Here is a 20,374-nt window from a genome sequence, read left to right as displayed (position 1 = left end):
TTCTGAAACTGTCTACGTTTTAACACTCGGAATGAGCTGTCGTTCCGAGTGTTTGACAATCCGTTTAAGGAGATTTCGATGACTCAAAATTTAATTTCGATCAGTTTTACCGACGGAGCGCTCGCTGAAATCGATACGGCGCTGAGTGTTTTGGAAAACCACTTCTCCGGTTTTCTTAGCCTGTCGCCCGACGAGCGGCGCAATCTGGCCAAGATGGGCGATAAGACCGAAGCCTTTTGCCGGCAGACGTTGATCGTCTCCAGTCAAAATCGGCAAGCCTTGCCGCCGAGTCTGGATATGGGGGAAGCCGTGGCCGACTTGACCGCGCTGGATCAATTGCGTCCGCGCCTGCACCGTTTGCGAGAGTTAATGACTCGCGGCGACGATACCGACATGGCGCTGGGTAGCGATATTTACAGTTTCTGCTTGGACGCCTATGCCTCGTTAAAGATCGCCGGCAAGGGCGCCGCGCTGGAAACCTTGCGCGAAGCCATGTCGGTGCGTTTTAATCGCGGCGCTAAAGCCAAAGCGGCCAGCTAAGCCCCGCCAACCGTCCCCATTCCCTTGCCCTGCGGTGCGCCGGCCGGCCCGGCTCGCCGCGATCGGCGCCGATTTTATCTTAAGTGTGTTTCGGCTATCGGCACGGTGCCCGGCGCCAGGTTTATCGGGCTTAGCGCTCGGTTCGCGAGCTTGGCGGGCCGTGTTGCTCGCTAGTAGACGATTGCCGCCGGATGCCCGGACCCAATCGAAAGGCATCTCGCCTTGCGCGCAAGGCAAAAAGCCATTCGCGCAAGCCTCCGAATCCCAATCGCAAGGCTACTCGCCTTGCACGCAACGCTAAAAGCCTTGCGTACAAGGCAAAAAGCCATTCTCGCAAGGCTCGGAATCCCAATCGCAAGGCTCCGAGCCTTGAACGCAACTCTAAAAGCCTTGCGCGCAAGGCAAAAAGCCATTCGCATAAGTCTCCGAGTCCCAATCGCAAGGCTACTAGCCTTGCGCGCAAGGCAAAAAGCTATTCGCGCAAGTCTCGGAATCCCAATCGCTAGGCTAAAAGTCTTTCGAGCAAGCGAACTAGAATCGCCGGCAGGGTATAAAACGATTAATCCAGTCCGAAATTGGGGTGTGTCCCAAATTTTGTGTAAACGGAGGTATTCACGGCAGTTGGAGTGTGGTTGCCTGCAATGCGTTGAGAATGCTTGGGTAGTCGAAATTTTCCGCCAACTTCGACAGGTTTTTGTAGAGGACTAAATCGTAAGGGAGAACTTGCTCGATCACCGTGTCGATATGTTCTTGTTCCAGGCTTTTTAACGCCTGGATGAGTTCGTTGCGTAATTCTTGGGGCAATACGGATAGTCTTTCAGTCGTCAATTGCAGGGTATCCGGTTCGGTCGGCTGCGAGTCGGTATAAATATATTGCACGCCTAATTGTCTGGTCAGACATTCGTAGATTTCGTTAAAGCGGTAGGGTTTGCGCACGAAGTCGTCCATCCCCGCATCCTGCATTTCTTGCTGCTGTTCCTTGAAGGCCGAGGCGGTGACGGCGACGATCTTTACCGTTTGACCATCTTGCAATTGACGCAGGCGTTTGGTGGCTTCTATGCCGTCCATGACCGGCATGCGCCTATCCATCCAGATCAAGTCGGGGCGCCATTCTTGGAACACGTCCAAACATTGTCGGCCGTTCTCTACTATTTTCACGACGAAGCCGAGGTCTGTCATCAGGCGGCGGAGCAGCAACTGATTCTCGCGCTGATCCTCGACAATCAGGATTCGATACCGAGGCGTTCCTGGTATCGGACTCACCACTTCGCCAGGTGTTCGAATTTCCGGTCCGTGAATATCGGCAGGGCTTGCCAGTTCCAGTGGCAAATCCACCCGGAACAGCGATCCCTTACCCGGGGTGCTCTCGACGGCGATGCTACCGCCCATCATCCGCACAAACTGGCGGGTGATGGTCAGCCCCAAGCCGGTACCGCGTTGTCCGCCACCTTCCGTCAGCTGTACGAAAGGTTCGAATAGGCGCTGATGATCTTCAGGCGCGATGCCGGGTCCGGTGTCCTCGACTTCGATCAATATGTGCTGGCGGGCGTTGTTCTTGACGCCCAAACGTAGCGTCACGCCGCCCTGCTCGGTGAATTTCACGGCGTTATTGATCAAATTAATGATGATTTGACGAATGCGGGCTTCATCGGCCTTGATATAGCGCGGGAACTCGGATGACTGATCCAGGGTCAGCGACAAGCCTTTTTCCCGAGCGCGGAGTTGCATCATTTCAGTGACTTCCCGCACTAGCCCGCCTAAATCGAAGGCGGTGGTTTCCAGTTGCAGCCGTCCGGCTTCGATCTTGGCGACTTCCAGTACGTCGTTGATCAGGGTCAAGAGATGCTCGCCGCTACGGTTGACGATATCGAGGTTTTCGCGTTGGTGTTCGGTCAGATGCGGATCGCGGCGCATGATATTGGAGAATCCGAGTATGGCATTCATCGGTGTACGTAGTTCATGGCTCATATTGGCCAGGAATATGCTTTTGGCCTTGTTAGCGGCTTCGGCAGCATCTCGTGCTAACAACAGTTCCGAGGTCCGTTGCCGCACGGTATCCTCCAACCGGTCCTTGTAGCTCAACAACTCTGCCTCGGCCAGTTTGCGCTCGGTAATATCCAATGAGGTGCCGATAAAACGCACCGGTCGCCCATCCTCGTCGAAATAAGGCTCGCCGCGTTCATGGATGTGTTTCACGCGGCCATCCGGGAATAGCAGTCTGTGCTCGACCTGATACAAGCTCTTATCGATGATCGCCTGGTTATAGGCTAATGTCACCTTGTCTCGGTCTTCGGGGTGCACCGTCGCTAAGAATGCGGCAAACGTCGCTTCAAATTGCGTCTTGTCGATCTCCCAAATACGGAATATTTCGTCGCTCCAAATCAACACATCGTTGATCATATCCACATCCCAGCTACCAATGTGGCCAATACGTTGCGCTTCTTCCAGCGCCGACTGACTGCGTTGCATCGCTTCCTGGATCCGCTTACGCTCGGTGATGTCCATGTTGGTGCCAATCATGCGCAGAGGCTTGCCTTCGCTATTCTGTATCGTCTGCGAGTCCGCCTTGATATAGCGGCAGGAGCCATCCGGATGAATGATGCGGAATTCAGGCGAGTACTCGCGCTCGCCCCGCAGGGCGGCCTGAATTTCTCCGTCTATATACGCCTTGTCCTCCGGATGAATGGTCCGTATCCAAGCGTCGTAATCGCCACTGAAGCCGCCTCGTTGAATACCGTAGAGTTGGTACATCGAGTCATCCCACACCAACTCGTTCTTGACGATATCCCAGTCCCATATGCCGATCTTGGCGACGCGTGTGGCCAGTTGCAAGCGCTCCGACGAAAGACTCAAAGCTTCGTCGGCCAGCTTACGCTCGGTGATGTCTATCGCCACGCCATCCCACACCGTTAGATCATTGACCAATCTGGGTCGGGAATTTATCTGAAACCAACGGTTTGTTCCATTAGCATGCAAAAACGGCAGTTCGATTGAGAAATCGCTTAATCTCCTGGCGCTGTCTGCTTCCGCTTCCTCAAGCAAAACCTTATATTGGGGGTCTAATTGAGTTAATAGCAATGCGGAATGCTTCAGAACTTGTTCCGCTTTTAGTCCATGCGCCTTTTCAACGCCGGCGCTGATAAATTTAAATTCATGCTCGCCATCCGTGGAGATTGTATATTGAAAAATATAGCCATTGGGTAAGTTGTTACCAATGGAACGCAGTTGCTCTTCGTTGGATTTAACGATTTGCAAAAGGTGAAAAGTCGAAACTTTCTCATTTTTTAACTTAATGTTCAGTATTTTTATTCTAACAGTCGTTACCAGCAATGCCAGTACAATGACGCCGAATACAATAATTTGCCAAGAATATTGCTTCAAAAAATCCAGCAGGGTGATTCGATCGATGCGATCGTACGGAGGGGCGTGTATTGCATGTAAAAGTTCGTACACCGGGGAATAATTGGCAGGCAGATCAAAGCCGCCAATAGTTAGCTTATCGATTAACTCCCGGTTGTTGTTCATGGAAAGCAGCGTGCTCACCAAATCGCGTTTTAACTGTGGGTCGATATTGCTGACGGACACTAGCGGCCACTCCGGGTACAATATCGTCGAATGTCGATAAGGGTAGCCGGGAGAATTCATGGCATGAATGATTTTAACGCGATTGAGATCGACTTTATTCTCCTCGGCCATATGCTCCAAAATACCGGAGCGGATAAACCCAACCTCCGCTCTGCCGGCGAGCACTTCTTCAACGACTTTATCCTGCGGCATGCCGGTAAAAACGATATCTTTCAGATTAGGTAAATCTAAGCCCTCCGCCTTAAACAAGTATAGCTGCGCCTGGTAACCCCCCAGCGAATCTTCAAAAACGGCTGCTATTTTGCGGTTTTTAATGTCGGCTAAAGAGTTAATATCCGTATGATCCTGAGTCGTGAATATGATGCCGCCAAAACTACTTAAACTGTAACTAGCTTCGCGATTAATTAAAGTTGCCAGCGGCTGAGTTAAGTTAAATTTATGCGAAAGCAATACATAATGCGAAGGGTTGGTCAACACAAACTCAAAACGGTTTTCTTCTATCGCCCGTACAAGTCCCGGATAATCGAGTACTTTTACCTCAAAATGATAACGTGGAAGCGATTTTGTCAAATATTCGGCCAAGTTATTCCATCTCGCCTGTTCCTGTGGGATGGGCCGAGGGGATAACATCCCGATGGTTACAAGCTCTTCTGCCGAAATAGCGGTGCAAAAAAGCAGTATGCAAAAAAATGAAATGACTTTTGCCGACATATTCTGTTTATAGGTATACGAGAGCTCAAGGAAATTGAATATGTTTATAAGCGTCTAGTAAAAATTTAACCGGAATTCGTGCTCCCAGTCGTCTAAACGCCACCGATTGCGCATAAGCGCTTTTTATCGGTCGTCCGGGCCATGAGCTCATTATTTTGCGCGGTCTACTGTCGAATTTTCCTCAAAAACCCCGGTATTTCCTTTCGCCGTCGCATGTTCTAGCTATTTGGCCGCTAATCGGCAACCGCAGATCGGGGGAAGGCGAGTGCTTTGATCGCGTCGCGTTCGTCGCGCTTATCCGCCCATCGACCACCGCTTCGATGTTGATGATGTCCAGGCATGTCCCACCAAGGCCAACGAGGAATACGAGGTGAATTCTGTTTTTAACGCCGTCGGTTTGAAGCGGGCCATGACCAGTACGGTTCAAGGAGCCAATGGTAATTGTCCTATATATATCGTTCTGATTACTCATAAGCCTCGGTCAATTTGAACAAACGCCCTGACTGGCATGGCGGAGTATTGGCCTCCGCGATGAAAAACCTGATCATCATAGTCTTTGCAGATCGAATAGGTGGTTGAATCGATGCCAACACTCGGCTAGATGGCGCGGCGAATCTTTGGACTTGGATCGCCAGAAGCCACACTGTCAGAGGCCGTTTGGTACCTTCAAACAGCGTCCCCGTTGGTCAGTGGCGCTGGGTGATGACAGGCCGTACATTGACAAAGTTTGCGGGTCTTGACCACGTTAAAACGATAACCACCATAACTTGGGTATTGAAAACCGGCGGTCATCGTGCCTGAAATAGGGTTTCGGCGTACTGGGCATCGGTAGTTTACAGCTTCAGAACATCCATCAAATCGAAGCCTTTTTGAAATTGGATCGGGTTCTTCTTAATGTCAGGATCCTGCAGTCTGACTAATACTTTCATCGGACTTATCGGAGGCTTCTAAGTTGTTGAGGCTTATCGATAATCAGCGTGGACTATGGCATATGCCGCAACAATTAATTAGAACTGTGTCAAATCCCGTAGAGCGGACGGTCGAATGAATTAACAGGGGTGTTGGGTTTTTAATAAGTATATGAAATTTATAGTGATTGTTCTTTGGTCTTTATATTGCTTTCCAGTAAGTGCTCTATTTTGAGCGCTAGCCAAACCTGTCGCGAGGCAGGGCCGGAAAGCCACGGGTCTTGTAGGCAAGATAGCCGGGTTGCTGTGTCACGGGTAGGGATGCCGGGAAAGACTGCTTTTGCCTTGAAGAGGGTTAAAGCAAGTGACGCACACACAGTTGAGAAGTTTATCCATTCAACCCTTCTTTTTTGAAACAAGGTAATTAAATGAATTTGGAAATTAACGCAATACGCAAAACTAAACTCGCGGGATTGGCTATGATGTTGGCCGCCGCGACTCTGGCCCCGCAAACCGCTAGCGCGGCCCTAGTCTCAGGAACAGCGACCATCTCGCTAAACGGTGTTTGGAACTCGGCGTTTCTCGCTTCAGGATGGGCTCCGACGACTTTTTTCGATTCGTCCTTTAATAACACGATGATAACCGGCTCTCTCGCCGGCGGAACCGCGATTAGCGGCTTTACCGGTGCTTTCGAGGCACCGATTAACACCAATACGACGACGATCGTCATCGGTGGTTTCGGTACCGCCGGCACCATTCAGGCGACGACGATGGATACCAGCGATTCGTCGGTCGGGGTTATCGGCCTTAGCGGTGCCTTTCGGTTTACCACCCCTTCGCTGTCAACCTATCTGTCGTCCGAGGATTGGACTTTGCAAAAAATCGGCGGTACATGGAACCTGGTGGACCACTCACCCGGCTTTCCGGATAACACCTTATTCCAACTGGTAAACGTCGTCGATAATCTGGCGACGACCGGCATGCTTGACGGAGACCTGCAGTTCTTGCCGGATCCGGCCCATCAAGCGGGTGGCTTTTCCTACTCGGGCTTTTTGGGTGCTACCGGAGCAAAACTCAGCACGACTATAGGTCATCTGAGCATCGCGCCGGTCGCGGCGGTACCTCTGCCAGCCGCGGCATGGTTGTTTGGCACCGCTTTGTTGAGTTTGTTCGGTATCAACCGCCGCAAAAACAGCATCAGCGCCTAAGTCGTTCATGGAATACGGCGTGGATTTAGCGCTAGATTGCCGCACGATGAGGCTTGCGGTATTCAAGATTAGAATTATTCCAATCGTTCTTGAAATTCATACATCGCCTGTGGTTGTCGTGACGGCGTAAACGTTGCGAGAGCACGTCCATGCTTCCCCCTGAGCAGGATTTGGGCCAGGGGTTGTTTTTTAGCGCTATCCTCCGTTTAAACCTTTTCGAAGATTTCTGATTTGATGGGCCCCTGCTTCAACTAAATGTCACAACCCTGTCAAATCAAACCAACTTAACCCAAATTTTAAGGGTCTCGCGCGGTGTTAGCGGAGAGGCTTTCCACGGCGCCCGACGCAAGATCGTGCCGCCATTGCCAAGGCGTTTATATCCAAAAGGACGTATATCGCCAAAATGGTCTACAACCAGACGACTCGGGTAATGCCGGACGGCCCGACGGATAGTGCCTCTAGGCGAATTTATGGTTGGGAGCGTAAGAATGTTTAGCGCCCGCGTGATACACCCACCAACAAGCGGCCGTGCCAATTGCCAAGACCCTATGCTTAGTTATTTTGGTCGCGCTCCGGGCCGTACGCTCTCATGAAAACGTCGACGGCGCGCTCGACCACGCCTTCGATCAAATCCGGCGTCAGTTCGTGAAGGATATTCAGCAACCAGGGTTCGAAGATCTCCGACTCCAGCAAACCGTGAAAATGCGCGGCCACCAGCTTCGGATCGGCCGGGCGCAGTCGACCCGCCGCGATGACTTCGCCAAAATACTGCTCTAAATATTTCATGCCTAATCCCGGCCCGCGTTCGTAATACAGACGACCGATTTGGCCCTTGCCGGATTCGGCAACAATCATGCGTTTTAACGCTAGCCGTTGCGGCGTGAAAAACACGCTCAATATTCGCTCGCCAAGCCGCTTTAAGGTGAAGGCCACATCTTCCGACGGTTGAAGCAGGGCGAGGGTCGAGCGAATTTCGTCGGGATCGAAATTGGTTTGTTCGCCGACGTAGATCGAGTGCATCTGATCCAAATGTTGATCTGCGGACGCTTCTATCAATTCCACGAATAATTCGTTTTTGGCACTGAAGTAGCTATACAAAGTTGCTTTCGATACGCCCGCCAGAGCGGCAATGTCCGCCATCGTGGCCCGTTCGAATCCCAATTTCTCGAAGGTGGTTTTTGCCGCATCCAAAATCGCTTGGCGACGCGCCGGGCTTTTCTTTCTCAAGTTCGACTCCTTAACTAGACCAATCGGTATATTTTTGTTTGACAAGCGCGCGGGGTCAAGCCTAATCTTAACTATACCGTTTAGTTTAGTTATTATTCAAAATCGCTGGTAAACGGTTGTAGCTCTTAAGCGGGGTTTTTACCAACTATTACACAGGCTTATATGAATATGCGAGTTGAGTTTGCTAGAACACTGATCTTGAACGGCACGTTCGCCTTGTTGAGCGCCTGCGCCGCCACGCCAGCGACGGATCCGAGAGATCCTTACGAAAACTACAATCGAAAAGTCCAGTCGTTCAACGACGGACTGGACGATTACTTGATGAAACCGGCGGCGGAGGCGTACCGGTCGGTGACGCCGGATTTCGCTAACCGCGGCATCAGCAATTTCTTTAGCAACGTGGACGATATTGGCGTGATCGCTAACGAGGCCTTACAAGGGAGTTTTTCGCAATCCGGCCTGGACGGCGCCAGATTGCTGATCAATTCCACGGTGGGGCTGGCGGGATTTGTGGATGTCGCCACGATGCTGGATTTTCCCAAGCATGAGGAAAGTTTTGACAAGACGCTGGCGATTTGGGGTGTCGAAACCGGACCGTATTTGGTGTTGCCGGTGCTGGGGCCGAGTTCGGTTCGAGGCTTGGGTAGCGCGGTCGGCGACGCGGCGCTGAATCCGGTCACCTATCTCGGCCTGCCGGTGGCCGCGTCGGTGGGTTCCGGTGCCTTAAGCGCGGTCGACAAACGCGCCGATCACTTAGCGATCGAAAAAATCGCCAGTGAAGCGGCAATCGACCGGTACGACTTTTTCAAGAACGCCTTCCTATCGCATCGGCGTTATGCGGTCGAAGTGGGCGACTTGCGGGAAGACGATCCGCTCGAGTCCGCCGATTCGGACGATAGTCAAACAAAGGAGGCCGGAAATTAACGGCCGCGCGTAGGCATCGAGAGGCTCGTCAAGTCGGTGCGGTTCAGCGCGGCGACGTGAGGCCGTCGGCAAGCCGCCGGCGGGTCGGACGCCTAGATCAGCGGGTTTTTGCGAAAAACGCCAATATTTTTTGCATTGGTACTTGTCGGGAGGCGATTCTTCGGGAATAATAAAAACGAAACATTTTATTTTTATTTCCCCGGAGCAAATTATGGCAGCGGAAACGATGAACAAACCCAAAGTAGGGCGGCCGAGAGCCGGTACCGAAACCGAGCGGAACGACTATCTGCTGGATCAGGCTCTGGCGCTGTTCATGCGCGAGGGCTATGCCAACACCAGTATCGCTAAAATTGCGGCGGCGGCCGGGGCTTCGACCCGAACTATTTACGAGCGCTATAAAAACAAAGCCGAATTGATGCTGGCTTCGGTGGACCGCTTGGTCGAAACCGATATTTCCGAACTGCAGCGTATCGATGGCTTGGCGACAATGTCTTGCAGCGAGGGTTTGACCGCGCTCGGCGAAACATTGCTGGCTAAAGTCATGCAGCCCGACATGATCTCGTTTTACCGCATGGGCGTTGCCGAGGCGCGGCAATTTCCAGAGCTGAGCGATTTGATCGAAACCAGCGGTCCTCAACGGATTTACCAGATGATTGCCGAATATTTGCGCGGCCACGACGAGATAAGCGGGTTATCCGCTTCAGAGCGTCAGCGCGCGGCGGCCCTGTTCTTGGAAATGTTGGTTGCCGAGCCGAGAAACAAGGCGCTATTCGGTTGCCTGGCTGCCGACTGGGATGCCCGCGCCCACGTCGAATTTGTCGTTAAGGTGTTTTTGTTCGGCATTGCCGACGGGAGGTCTGCGTGAGAGCGGCCTTATTGACTATTCTGGCCGGCGGCGCGTTGGCCGGATGCAGCGTGTTTCCCGACTATGTCCGGCCGAGCATCGACACGCCTGCCCAATGGCAAGCCCAAAGGACCGAAGCCGCCGGCGCGGCGGAGCGGCTGGACTGGTGGCGCCAGTTCAACGATCCGGTGTTGAGCCGTTTGCTCCAGGCCGCCGAACAGGATAATCCGACGCTGGAGCAAGCCGTGGCGAATATAGCGTCGGCGCGCGCCAGCCTGGCCGGCGCGGAGGCGGGCGGCATGCCCAGCTTGACCACCAAAGGGGCTTTCACTCGCTCCAAGGGTGGCACCTCCACCGGCACCAGCGCGCAAACCACCAGCGTTAGCGGCTCGAGTTTCAATACCGGCATTACTCAAATTTTGTCCGGCAGTCTCGATGCCAGTTGGGAGTTGGACTTATTCGGCAAGTTCGCCTTCAACCGGCAGGCCGAGCAGGCCCGACTGGCGGCGGCCGAATTGACGCTGCACAACGCTAAAGTGAGTTTGGCGGCCGAGGTAGCGAGCGATTACGTCAGTTACCGGGCCTGTCAACTGACGGCGACCGCCTATCAAAACGCGATCGCTTCCAAACAAGACACCGCGCGCTTGACCGGCGTGCTGGCCGGTGCGGGATTTTCGTCGCCGGCCGACGCGGTATTGGCCGACGCCAGCTTGCATGCCAGCGAATCCAGTCTGATCGCTCAACGCACGGAGTGCGACAACACCGTCAAGGCCTTGGTGGCATTGACCGGTCTGGCGGAAGCCGATTTACGCGCTTGGCTGGCGGCTGGCGGAGGCATACCGGTACCCGCGCAATTTCAAGTGGATAGTGTGCCGGCCGATTTGCTGACCCAGCGGCCGGATTTGGCCGCCGACGAGCGTAAGTTGGCGGCGGCCAGCGCCGACATTGGCAACGCGGTCGCCAAACGCTATCCCAGCGTCAGCCTGACCGGTTCTATCGGCAAGCGCAAAACCGAAACCACCGGATTGACCTTGAGCAGCAACACCTGGTCGATCGGACCGACCGTTACCTTGCCGATCTTCGACGGCGGCGAATTGCGTTCGAAGGTCGATAGCGCAGAAGCGGCTTATGCCAGCGCGCTGGCTACCTACCGGAGCGACATTCGCAGCGCGGTCAAGGAAGTCGAGCAAGCCCTGGTCAATCTGAGCGGTGCCGAGCAACGGGAACGCGTGGAAGGCCGTAGCGCCGAGCAATATCGCCAGTATTTTCGCGCGGCCGAGCTCAACTGGCGGTCAGGCGGTCTTAGTCTGCTGTCGCTGGAGGACGCGCGCGGCCAGATGATCACCCAAGAAATCAGTCACATCACCCAACAACAAAATCGCGTGCAGTACTGGATCGCGTTGTACAAGGCGCTGGGCGGCGGTTGGCGCGCCCAGGACACGCAATTGAGCGCCGGCGACACCCAGCGCGAGGAGTCATTATGAATATCAGCCAAACATTTTCGATACCGACCTGGATTGCCGGGTTAACCTTGGCCGGTCTAAGCATTGCGTTACCGGCTCTGACCAGCGCGCCGGCGCCGGCGGCGGTAGCCGCTAAATCCAAGGCGGTGCTGGCGGTCGAAACGCTGGTGCCGACTAGACAGGAGTGGCCGGTGGCTATTAAGGTCAACGGCGCGGTGGCGGCTTGGCAAGAAGCCAAAATCGGCGCCGAAATCGGCAGTCTGCGCATCAAGCAAATTTTGGTCGACGTCGGCAGCCGGGTTAAGCGCGGTCAGGACTTGGCGGTGTTGGCCGACGACACCGTCCTCGCCGAACTGCACAAGCAACAAGCGAGCGTCGACAAGAGTCGGGCCACTCTGGCTAAGGCTCAGGCCGACGCCGCCCGCGCCCGCGAAATTCAAGACAGTGGTGCCTTGTCGTCGCAGAAAATCGACGAATATTTAATCGCCGAGCAAACCGCCCGCGCCGATCTGGCCTTGGCGCAAGCGGAGCTGGAAAACCAGCGGATCCGCTTGAGCCAGACTCATATCGTCGCGCCGGACGACGGCGTGATTTCAGCGCGCGGCGCCGGCCTGGGTGACGTGGTCGCGGCCGGGACCGAGTTGTTCCGGCTGGTGCGCCAGGGCCGGGTGGAGTGGCGAGCCGAGGTCAATGCCCAACAGCTTGCGCAAATCCGCGTCGGCCAAGCGGTGGAATTGAGCTTGCCCGACGGCGGCAGCGTGATCGGCAATGTGCGGATGACCGCGCCGACCGTGGACGATACCACCCGCAACGCGCTGGTTTACGTCGATATTCCCAACGCCGGGGCCAAGCCGGGCATGTATTTGCAAGGCAGCATCGTCGTCGGCGCGCAAACCGCCTTGGTCGTGCCGCAGACCGCGTTGGTCTTGCGGGACGGCCGCGATTACCTGTTCGAAATCGCCAAGCCCTCCGGCACGGCGGACCAAACCGCCAGGTCGGTGATTCAACGTAGCGTCGTCACCGGCCGCAGAGTCGGCGACTGGGTGGAAATCCGCGAAGGCATCTCCGGCGATGCCAGTTTGATCGCCGGTGGCGGGGCGTTTTTGAAGGATGGCGACATCGTCAACGTAACGCCTAAAACCTGAACCGCGCCGAAGCAGTCCGCCCGGTAGCGCGCCGGCCTGACGCCGGACCGTCCGCCTGCCAACGGCGACTTTTTCAGCCGCGATGCCGAGCGCATCGTTATTTATCAATGTCCAAGCACCGCATCGCGGTCTTGGGCGTGGGAGCAAAATCATGAACTTTTCCGCATGGGCCATCCGCAAGCCGGTACCCAGTCTATTGTTGTTCGCGGTGCTGTCCATCCTGGGCGGCATGGGTCTCAAGCAACTGGGCAAACAAAACTTCCCGGACATCGAAGTGCCTATCATCACCGTCGCCGCCACGCTGGAAGGCGCGGCGCCGGCGCAATTGGAAACCGAAGTGGCGCGCAAGATCGAGGACAAGATCGCCGCCATCGGCGGCGTCGAGCACGTGCGCACCACGATCACCGACGGCTCGGTGGCGATTAAGGTGGAGTTCAACATCGACAAGAACTCCGAGGAGGCGTTGAACCAAGTGCGCAACGCGGTGGATGGCGTCCGCGCCGAATTGCCGTCGGCGATGGCCGCGCCCATCATTTCCAAGACCACGACGGCCGGTAACGCCATTCTGACTTATGTGGTCAGCGCCGAGAATATGGATGAAGCGGCACTGTCGTGGTTCGTCGATAACGATGTCAGCAAGCGTTTACTAGCGGTCAACGGCGTCGGCAGGGTGACGCGCACCGGCGGGGTCGATCGCGAGGTCCACGTCGATCTCGATCCGGTACGGATGGCCGGCTTGGGCGCCCAGGTCAGCGAAGTGGCGACGCAGCTGAAAAAAGTCCAGCAGGATGCGTCCGGCGGTCGCGGCGACATCGGCGGCGGCGTGCAGGCGGTGCGTACCTTGGGCCGGGTGGCGACGGCCGGCGAATTGCGTAACCTGGATATTCCGCTCGCCAACGGCAGCCACATCAAGCTGGATCAAATTGCCGACATCAGCGATACCATCGCCGAACGTTCCACCTACGCGACCCTCGACGGCCAGCCGGTTATCGGCTTCGATATCGTCCGCAACAAAGGCACTAGCGAAGTGACCGTGGCGGAAGCGGTGCGCGCGGCACTGGCCGAGTTTGCCGCCGATCATCCGCAAGTGAGCATCCGCGAGGCCTTCGACACCGTCCAGCCGGTCGAGGACAACTATACCGGCTCGATGCATTTGCTGTACGAAGGGGCCTTCCTGGCCGTGGTCGTGGTTTGGTGGTTTTTGCGGGACTGGCGGGCGACGCTGGTCGCGGCGGTCGCGTTGCCCCTGTCCATCCTGCCGACTTTCGCGGCGATGTGGTATTTCGGCTTCAGTCTGAACATTCTGTCGTTGCTGGCCTTGGCGCTGGTGGTGGGGATTTTGGTGGACGATGCCATCGTTGAAATCGAAAACATCGTGCGTCATTTAAGGATGGGTAAGACGCCGCTGCAGGCGGCAATGGACGCCGCCGACGAAATCGGCTTCGCGGTGATCGCCACTACCTTTACCTTGGTGGCGGTGTTCTTGCCGACCGCGTTCATGGGCGGGGTACCCGGCAAATTCTTTCGTCAATTCGGCATGACCGCGGCGGCGGCGGTATTGGCCTCGTTATTGGTGGCGCGCTTGCTGACGCCGATGATGGCGGCCTATTGGTTGAAACCGCATCCGGAACGCGACAGCGGCGATAATCCGGTTATGCGGGCCTATCTGAAGATAGTGAACTGGTGCCTAGGCCATCGCTGGATGGTTGGCGTCGGCGTGGTGGCGTTCGTGGCCGGTTCGCTGAGCCTGATGCCCTTGCTGCCCAAGGGCTTCGTGCCGGCTTCCGACAACAGTCAAACCAAGGTTTCGCTGGAATTGCCGCCGGGCAGCACGCTGGCGCAAACCCGCCGAATCGCCGCCGAGGCCGAACGCCGTTTGCGCGAGTTGCCGGACGTCACCCAAGTCTTTACGGCGGACGGCGTTTCCAGCAGTGGCGGCGGTGGTCCGGACGCCGCCACCACCAACTACGAGGTGCGCAAGGCCACCTTAACCCTAAGCCTGCGCGACCGTACCGAACGCCCGTATACTCAAACCACGATCGAGGCGGCGATACGCGACAAACTGGCCGATTTGCCCGGCGTGCGCGTGGCCGTCGGCAGCGGCGGTAGCGGCGAAAAGCTGCAACTGACGCTGGCTAGCGACGATCCACAAGCCTTGCGCCGGGCCGCCGACGCGGTCGAACTCGAACTGAGGCAAGTGCGCGGCCTGGGCAACATTACGTCGAGCGCTAGTTTGCAACGCCCGGAGATTCAGATTACCCCGGATTTCAACAAGGCCGCCGAATTGGGCGTCACGGTCGAGGCCTTGGCCGACGTGGTTAGGGTCGCCAGTTACGGCGACTATGCCAACGTGATGGCCAAGCTGAATCTGCCGCAACGGCAAATCCCGATTCGGGTGCGGCTGGCCGAGTCCGTGCGCCACAGTCTCGACGAAATCGGCCAACTGCGGGTGGCCGGACGCGCCGGCAGCGTCAGTTTGGCGACCTTGGCCGACATACGGTTGGCAGGCGGCTTACAGCAGATCGATCGCTTGGACCGGATGCGCAACACCACCTTCGAAATCGAGTTGGGCGAGCGCGTGGTCGGCGACGTGTTGGCCGAAGTCATGCAATTGCCGACCATGCAAAACCTACCGGCCGGCGTGCGCACGATAGAATCCGGCGATGCGCAACGGATGAACGAGTTGTTCGGCAGTTTTGGCGGGGCGATGGCGATTGGCGTGCTGTGCATTTACGTGGTTTTAGTGCTGTTGTTCGGCGACTTCAGCCAACCGGTGACGATACTCGGCGCGTTGCCGTTGTCGCTGGGCGGAGCCTTCCTGGCCTTGCTGATGACCGGCGGCAGCTTCGCGATGCCCAGCGTGATCGGGCTGTTGATGTTGATGGGCGTCGTCACCAAAAACTCGATACTGCTGGTCGAATACGCGATGATTGCCCGCCGCGAGCGCGGCATGAGCCGGCTGGACGCGGTAATCGACAGTTGCCGCAAGCGGGTGCAACCGATTTTGATGACGACGATCGCGATGGGTGCCGGCATGCTGCCGATCGCGATGGGGCTGGGCGCCGATCCGAGTTTCCGGGCGCCGATGGCGATTACCGTGATCGGCGGCTTGCTGACGTCGACCGCGCTGAGTCTGGTGGTGATTCCGGTGGCGTATACCGCGATCGACGATTTGATGAGCACGCTACGTCGCGGCTTGGTTTGGTTGGCGCGGTTACGGCTCCGGCCGGTTTGGCGGGGATCGCCGGCGCGTTGACGTCTCGCCAACGGTGCGCGGGCGGCGGCTATCGGCGAAGTCCGCGTGGCGTCGTTGGTGGCCGCTTAGACTATCCTTAGTCAACGTAGGGTATGGAAGACCGGCGTGAATTGAAACTCTTGGGGGGATCGGGATGCCAACCATGCTAAGTCGCATGTTAAGGCGCGGTAGATCGTGGCTATTGCTGTCGTTAACGGCGATGGCTTGTCAGCGCGCTGAAGAACCGGCTTATAGTCCTAGTCTGAGCGATGTGCCGACGGAAATCGTCGAATATGTCGTCGGCATCCATCCCTTGCATAATCCGCAACGCTTGATGGAAATATACGGCCCCATCGTAGATCATATGAACCGGTACCTGCCCGACGCCCGCTTCAAGCTGGAAGCTTCGCGCAATTACGAAGAATTCGACAAAAAACTGTATGCGGGCCATTTTTCGTTCGCGATGCCTAACCCCTATCAATCGGTCGAGGCCCTGCAACACGGCTATCGAATCTTCGCCAAAATGGCCGACGACGAGAATTTTCGTGGCATCATCCTGGTGCGCAAGGATGGCGGGATCCGGGAGCTAAGCGATTTGAAAGGCAAGGCGGTGGCTTATCCCGCTCCGACGGCGTTGGCGGCGACGATGTTACCGCAATATTTTTTGCAGACCCACGGTATCGACGTTAACCGCGACATCGAGAATCGCTACGTCGGATCGCAAGAGTCGGTGATTATCAACGTATTGCTCGGCCACGTCGCCGCCGGCGCGACTTGGCCGGTGCCTTGGGCCAGCTTTTCCAAACAGCGTCCGGAGCAGGCCGCCGAATTGGAAGTGAAATGGCGGACGGATACGCTACCGAATAACGCCTGGGTCGTTCGCGCGGATATTCCAGGTGGGCTGGCCGGACGCTTCGCCGAGGAATTGCTGGCATTGCAGGATAGCGAGGAGGGCAGAGCGATTCTGGCTGGTTTGCCGGTATCGCGTTTCGAAGTGGCCGACGCCGAGACCTACCGGCCGGTTCGCGATTTTCTGGTGAAATTTTCGAGCGCGGTGAGGCCGTTAGACTGAATGAACGACAAATTTCGATGAAAGGGCTACGCGAGTTGCTGGCCGGCGCGTACAGCTTTTGGGGGCGTTCTATCCGTCGCCAGATGGTTTGGTCGTTTTCGCTGGCGGCTTTGGCGACAGTCGCCGGTGCCGGAATATTACTGTTATCGGCGCAACGCGAATTTTTATATGAGCAAGGTCAGCGAAGCGCGTTCGAGTTGGCCAGGACGCTGGCCTTCGGTAGCGCTTCGTGGGTATTGGCCAACGACCTGGCCGGCTTGCAAGAAGTCTTGAAAGGGGCGGCGGAAACCACCGATTTGAGTTTTGCCGTCGTCATTTCGCCGCGCGGAGAAGTCTTGGCCTCCACTCGGCCTGAGTATATCGGCCGATATTTCACCGATCCGGTCAGTCTGAGTTTGTTAGGCCGGTCCGCGGAGCCGCAAGTCCTTTTGAATCGGGATGACTTGATCGATGTCGCGGTCCCGATCAAGGCCAACAACGCACCGATCGGTTGGCTGAGAGTCGAATTGAGCCGGGTCGGTAAAATCCGTGAACTGCGCTCGTTGGCCTTTGCCGGCTTGGGGATTGCCGGATTGTTGTTGCTGAGCATCGTCGTGATTGCAACCGCGCTGTCGAGGGGATTGACCCGCGGCCTGAATCACTTGATGACCGTCGCGATCGATGCCGAACATGGTCGGACCTTTCGGCGCGAGGCGCTGACCCGTCGAGACGAGGTTGGCGTTTTGGCGCGCCATCTCTATCGTATGCTGGATGCGATCGAGTCCGAAAAAGCCGCCAAATTCGCCAGCGAGGCGCGTTTTCGCCGTTTGGTGCAAGTCATGCCGATACCATTGGGTTCGGCCGACAAGGACGGTGTGATCCGGGAGTTCAACGATTGCTTCGCGGAATTGTTCGGATACTCGCGCGCCGACATTCCGACGCTGGATGATTGGTTCCAAAAGGCCTACCCGGATCCGGACTACCGAATCTGGGCTATCGCTACCTGGGATGCGGCCGTTCAAGAAGCCATGGAGAGCGGCGAAAGTATTCGTCCGCGCGAATACCGGGTGACTTGCAAAAACGGTGACGTGCGGGTCATGGATATTGCCGGCGTGGTGTTGGGCGATGACGTGTTGGCGATCTTCATCGACATGACCGAGCGGATGCGGAATGCCGAGCAACTCCGGCGTTATAAAGACCATCTCGAGGACGAAGTGCAGCAGCGCACCGCGGATTTGGTGTTGGCCCGCAATGCCGCCGAAACCGCCAACAAGGCCAAGAGCACTTTTCTGGCAAATATGAGCCACGAGTTGCGCACGCCGCTGAACGCCATTATGGGCTTTTCCAATGTGATGCGCGGCGATCCGCAATTGCGCGACGATCAGCGTATGAATTTGGACATTATTAACCGCAGCGGCGAACATTTGCTAAATCTAATCAACGACGTACTGGAAATGGCCAAGATCGAGGCCGGTCGGTTTCAATTGGAAAACGTCGCTTTCGATTTGGGTGGTTTGATTCGCGATATCACCGAGATGCTGGACATTCGCGCCAAGGAAAAGGGCTTGCGCTTGTTGGTCGATCAGTCGTCGCGGTTTCCGCGTTACGTGGTTGGCGATCAGGCGCATTTGCGCCAAGTGTTGATTAACTTGGTCGGGAATGCGGTTAAATTCACCGAGCAAGGCGGGGTGATCTTGCGCTTGGGTGTGCGGGAGAACAGTACCTCGCACCTAGTGATCGAAATCGAAGACACCGGTCCCGGTATCGAGCCGCGCGACCAGCAACGGGTGTTCGAGCCGTTCGAACAATTGGGCGAGCAGGGCGCCAACAAGGGCACGGGATTGGGTTTGACGATCACCCGTCAGTTCGTGCGGTTGATGGGCGGCAAATTGGAATTGCGCAGCAGCCCTGGGGTGGGTTCTATATTCGCAGTCGATCTGCCGCTGATCGAGGCGGACGAAGCCGACGTACTCAGTTCGCCGCGCCGAGAGCCGGCCAACGTGGTCGGCTTGGTACCCGGACAGCCGAATTATCGTATCTTGATCGTCGAGGACCAGATCGAAAATCAATTGTTGTTGAGCAAGCTCATGGAGTCGGTCGGTTTGCCGGTCCGGGTTGCCGAGAACGGCGAGCGCGGGGTAGCGCTATTTCGCGAATGGCGGCCGGATTTAATCTGGATGGACCGGCGTATGCCGGTCATGGACGGTCAGGAAGCGACCCGAATCATTCGCGGCCTGCCGGGCGGCGAGCTTGTCAAAATAGTGGCAGTCACCGCGTCGGTATTCGTCGAACAGCGCGAGGAGTTATTGCGATCGGGAATGGACGACTTTGTCCGCAAGCCCTACCGGTTCAGCGAAATTTACGATTGTTTGTCTCGGCAATTAGGCATCCGGTTTATTTACGAGGGTTCGTTCCGGCCGGAACAGCAAACCGCCGTTTTGACGCCCGGCAGTTTACTGGTGTTGCCGGCGTCGCTACGCGAAGAGTTGGCACAAGCCTTGGAGAGTCTGGAGGCGGAACGGATCGCCGATGTGATCGGCCGCATCACCGCGAGCGATCCGGGTTTGGGTAAAACCTTGACTCAATTCGCCGAGGATTTCGACTATCCAGCCATTTTGAAAGCCTTGCAGGCCTTGAATTAAACGGCGGCCGCTGTTCGCGGGAATTTGGCCGGCGGCGGGCTGGGTTGATCCAAGTTTGAGAATCCGAGCCGCCAACGCTCAATCCGGTTCCAGTACCCGGTAGAGCATTTCCTTGACCGTGTGCGGATCGAAGGGTTTGTCGCAAATCGCCGACACGCCGGCCTTGTGGACGTTGCTGAGGCGGGTTTGGTTATCTTCGCTGGTGACCATCAGAATCGGCACGATGGAATTGCCCAGGACCTGACGGATGTGTTTGATCAACTGCTGACCATCCATGATCGGCATGTTGTAGTCGGTGACGATCAATTCGAAACCATCCTGATTTTGCTCGAACAGTTCGACGCCTTCCTTGCCGTCTCGGGCTTCGGTGATTTTTACGATGCCCATGTTGTTCAATACCCGGCAAATATGCTTACGGGCCAAATTGCTGTCGTCGACGACCAGGACCCTGACATTCTCGATGTCGTAATGCTCCAGGCTAATTTCCTGCGGATCGATGAATTCTATCGTCGCCCGTAGCGCATTTTTTAAGTCCTCGTGGGCGAAAGGTTTGGGCAGAATCGCGACCACGCCGGCTTGGCGGATAGCGTCCAGGACCGAGAAACTCGATTCGCTGGAGATCAGCATAAACGGAATGGTGTGTAGTTTAGGATCGTGACGGAGTTGTTCGACCAGTTCGACCGCCGTCATATCGGGTAAATACAGACTGCTGATGATTAAATCCGGCGGACTGCCGGTTTGCAGCAGTTTCAACGCGTCGGCGGCGCTTCCGACGCCTTCGATGGTGCTGACGCCCTCGCCGCGTAAATGCTGGACGATGACTTTCAGTTGAGTCGTGGAGGGCTCAATGAGTAGAATCGATAAGTCGGCTATGTTGATCGCATGCATGAT

General features: G+C 56.2%; 12 protein-coding genes and 1 riboswitch. Of the genes, 9 read left to right on the top strand and 3 right to left on the bottom strand.

The genetic code is table 11. From position 1 onward, the window contains the following. Nucleotides 1-78 precede the first annotated feature (78 nt). Nucleotides 79-540 (top strand): hypothetical protein, encoded by a 462-nt coding sequence (locus ACP4CD_RS07305; RefSeq protein WP_426994099.1) that lies wholly within the window; start codon nucleotides 79-81, stop codon nucleotides 538-540. A gap of 612 nt (nucleotides 541-1,152) precedes the next feature. Here the strand turns inward: ACP4CD_RS07305 and ACP4CD_RS07300 are convergent. Then, nucleotides 1,153-4,836: a PAS domain-containing protein gene (locus ACP4CD_RS07300; protein WP_426994098.1), complete on the bottom strand. Its 3,684-nt coding sequence runs from the start codon at nucleotides 4,834-4,836 to the stop codon at nucleotides 1,153-1,155. A 1,139-nt stretch (nucleotides 4,837-5,975) separates the two neighbouring features. After that, a riboswitch (cyclic di-GMP riboswitch) is annotated at nucleotides 5,976-6,053 on the top strand. Between the two features lie 326 nt (nucleotides 6,054-6,379). On the opposite strand from ACP4CD_RS07300, the gene ACP4CD_RS07295 reads away from it, so the two are divergent. Further along, complete coding sequence (locus ACP4CD_RS07295; RefSeq protein ID WP_426994097.1) at nucleotides 6,380-6,952, top strand: hypothetical protein; 573 nt, start codon at nucleotides 6,380-6,382, stop codon at nucleotides 6,950-6,952. Between the two features lie 552 nt (nucleotides 6,953-7,504). Here the strand turns inward: ACP4CD_RS07295 and ACP4CD_RS07290 are convergent. Further along, nucleotides 7,505-8,179, bottom strand: a complete 675-nt coding sequence (locus ACP4CD_RS07290; protein WP_071159550.1) for a TetR/AcrR family transcriptional regulator — start codon at nucleotides 8,177-8,179, stop codon at nucleotides 7,505-7,507. Nucleotides 8,180-8,341: 162 nt separating this feature from the next. Between ACP4CD_RS07290 and ACP4CD_RS07285 the strand changes: the two genes are divergently transcribed. The 7 genes from ACP4CD_RS07285 (at nucleotide 8,342) to ACP4CD_RS07255 (ending at nucleotide 19,483) form a co-directional block, all read left to right on the top strand. Further along, nucleotides 8,342-9,103, top strand: coding sequence for an MlaA family lipoprotein (locus ACP4CD_RS07285; RefSeq protein WP_281023010.1), 762 nt, complete (start codon nucleotides 8,342-8,344; stop codon nucleotides 9,101-9,103). Between the two features lie 226 nt (nucleotides 9,104-9,329). Beyond that, nucleotides 9,330-9,968, top strand: coding sequence for a TetR/AcrR family transcriptional regulator C-terminal domain-containing protein (locus ACP4CD_RS07280; protein WP_071159894.1), 639 nt, complete (start codon nucleotides 9,330-9,332; stop codon nucleotides 9,966-9,968). Beyond that, nucleotides 9,965-11,431 (top strand): efflux transporter outer membrane subunit, encoded by a 1,467-nt coding sequence (locus tag ACP4CD_RS07275; RefSeq protein WP_426994096.1) that lies wholly within the window; start codon nucleotides 9,965-9,967, stop codon nucleotides 11,429-11,431. Before ACP4CD_RS07280 ends, ACP4CD_RS07275 begins: the two co-directional genes overlap by 4 nt. After that, complete coding sequence (locus tag ACP4CD_RS07270; RefSeq protein WP_426994095.1) at nucleotides 11,428-12,555, top strand: efflux RND transporter periplasmic adaptor subunit; 1,128 nt, start codon at nucleotides 11,428-11,430, stop codon at nucleotides 12,553-12,555. The genes ACP4CD_RS07275 and ACP4CD_RS07270 overlap by 4 nt, the downstream gene beginning before the upstream one ends. 151 nt (nucleotides 12,556-12,706) lie before the next feature. After that, nucleotides 12,707-15,811: an efflux RND transporter permease subunit gene (locus ACP4CD_RS07265; RefSeq protein WP_426994094.1), complete on the top strand. Its 3,105-nt coding sequence runs from the start codon at nucleotides 12,707-12,709 to the stop codon at nucleotides 15,809-15,811. A gap of 133 nt (nucleotides 15,812-15,944) precedes the next feature. Then, a complete protein-coding gene (locus tag ACP4CD_RS07260) occupies nucleotides 15,945-16,862 on the top strand; it encodes a phosphate/phosphite/phosphonate ABC transporter substrate-binding protein (RefSeq protein ID WP_426994093.1) in 918 nt (305 codons plus the stop codon). A gap of 17 nt (nucleotides 16,863-16,879) precedes the next feature. Next, nucleotides 16,880-19,483, top strand: coding sequence for an ATP-binding protein (locus tag ACP4CD_RS07255; protein WP_426994092.1), 2,604 nt, complete (start codon nucleotides 16,880-16,882; stop codon nucleotides 19,481-19,483). 78 nt (nucleotides 19,484-19,561) lie between these two features. Here the strand turns inward: ACP4CD_RS07255 and ACP4CD_RS07250 are convergent, their stop codons facing one another. Next, a complete protein-coding gene (locus ACP4CD_RS07250; protein WP_064031760.1) occupies nucleotides 19,562-20,371 on the bottom strand; it encodes a response regulator in 810 nt (269 codons plus the stop codon). Nucleotides 20,372-20,374: the final 3 nt, after the last annotated feature.

The organism is Methylomonas stagni (assembly GCF_050154735.1).
Taxonomy (GTDB): Bacteria; Pseudomonadota; Gammaproteobacteria; order Methylococcales; family Methylomonadaceae; genus Methylomonas; species Methylomonas koyamae_A.
This window is presented reverse-complemented; position numbering and strand designations above follow the sequence as displayed.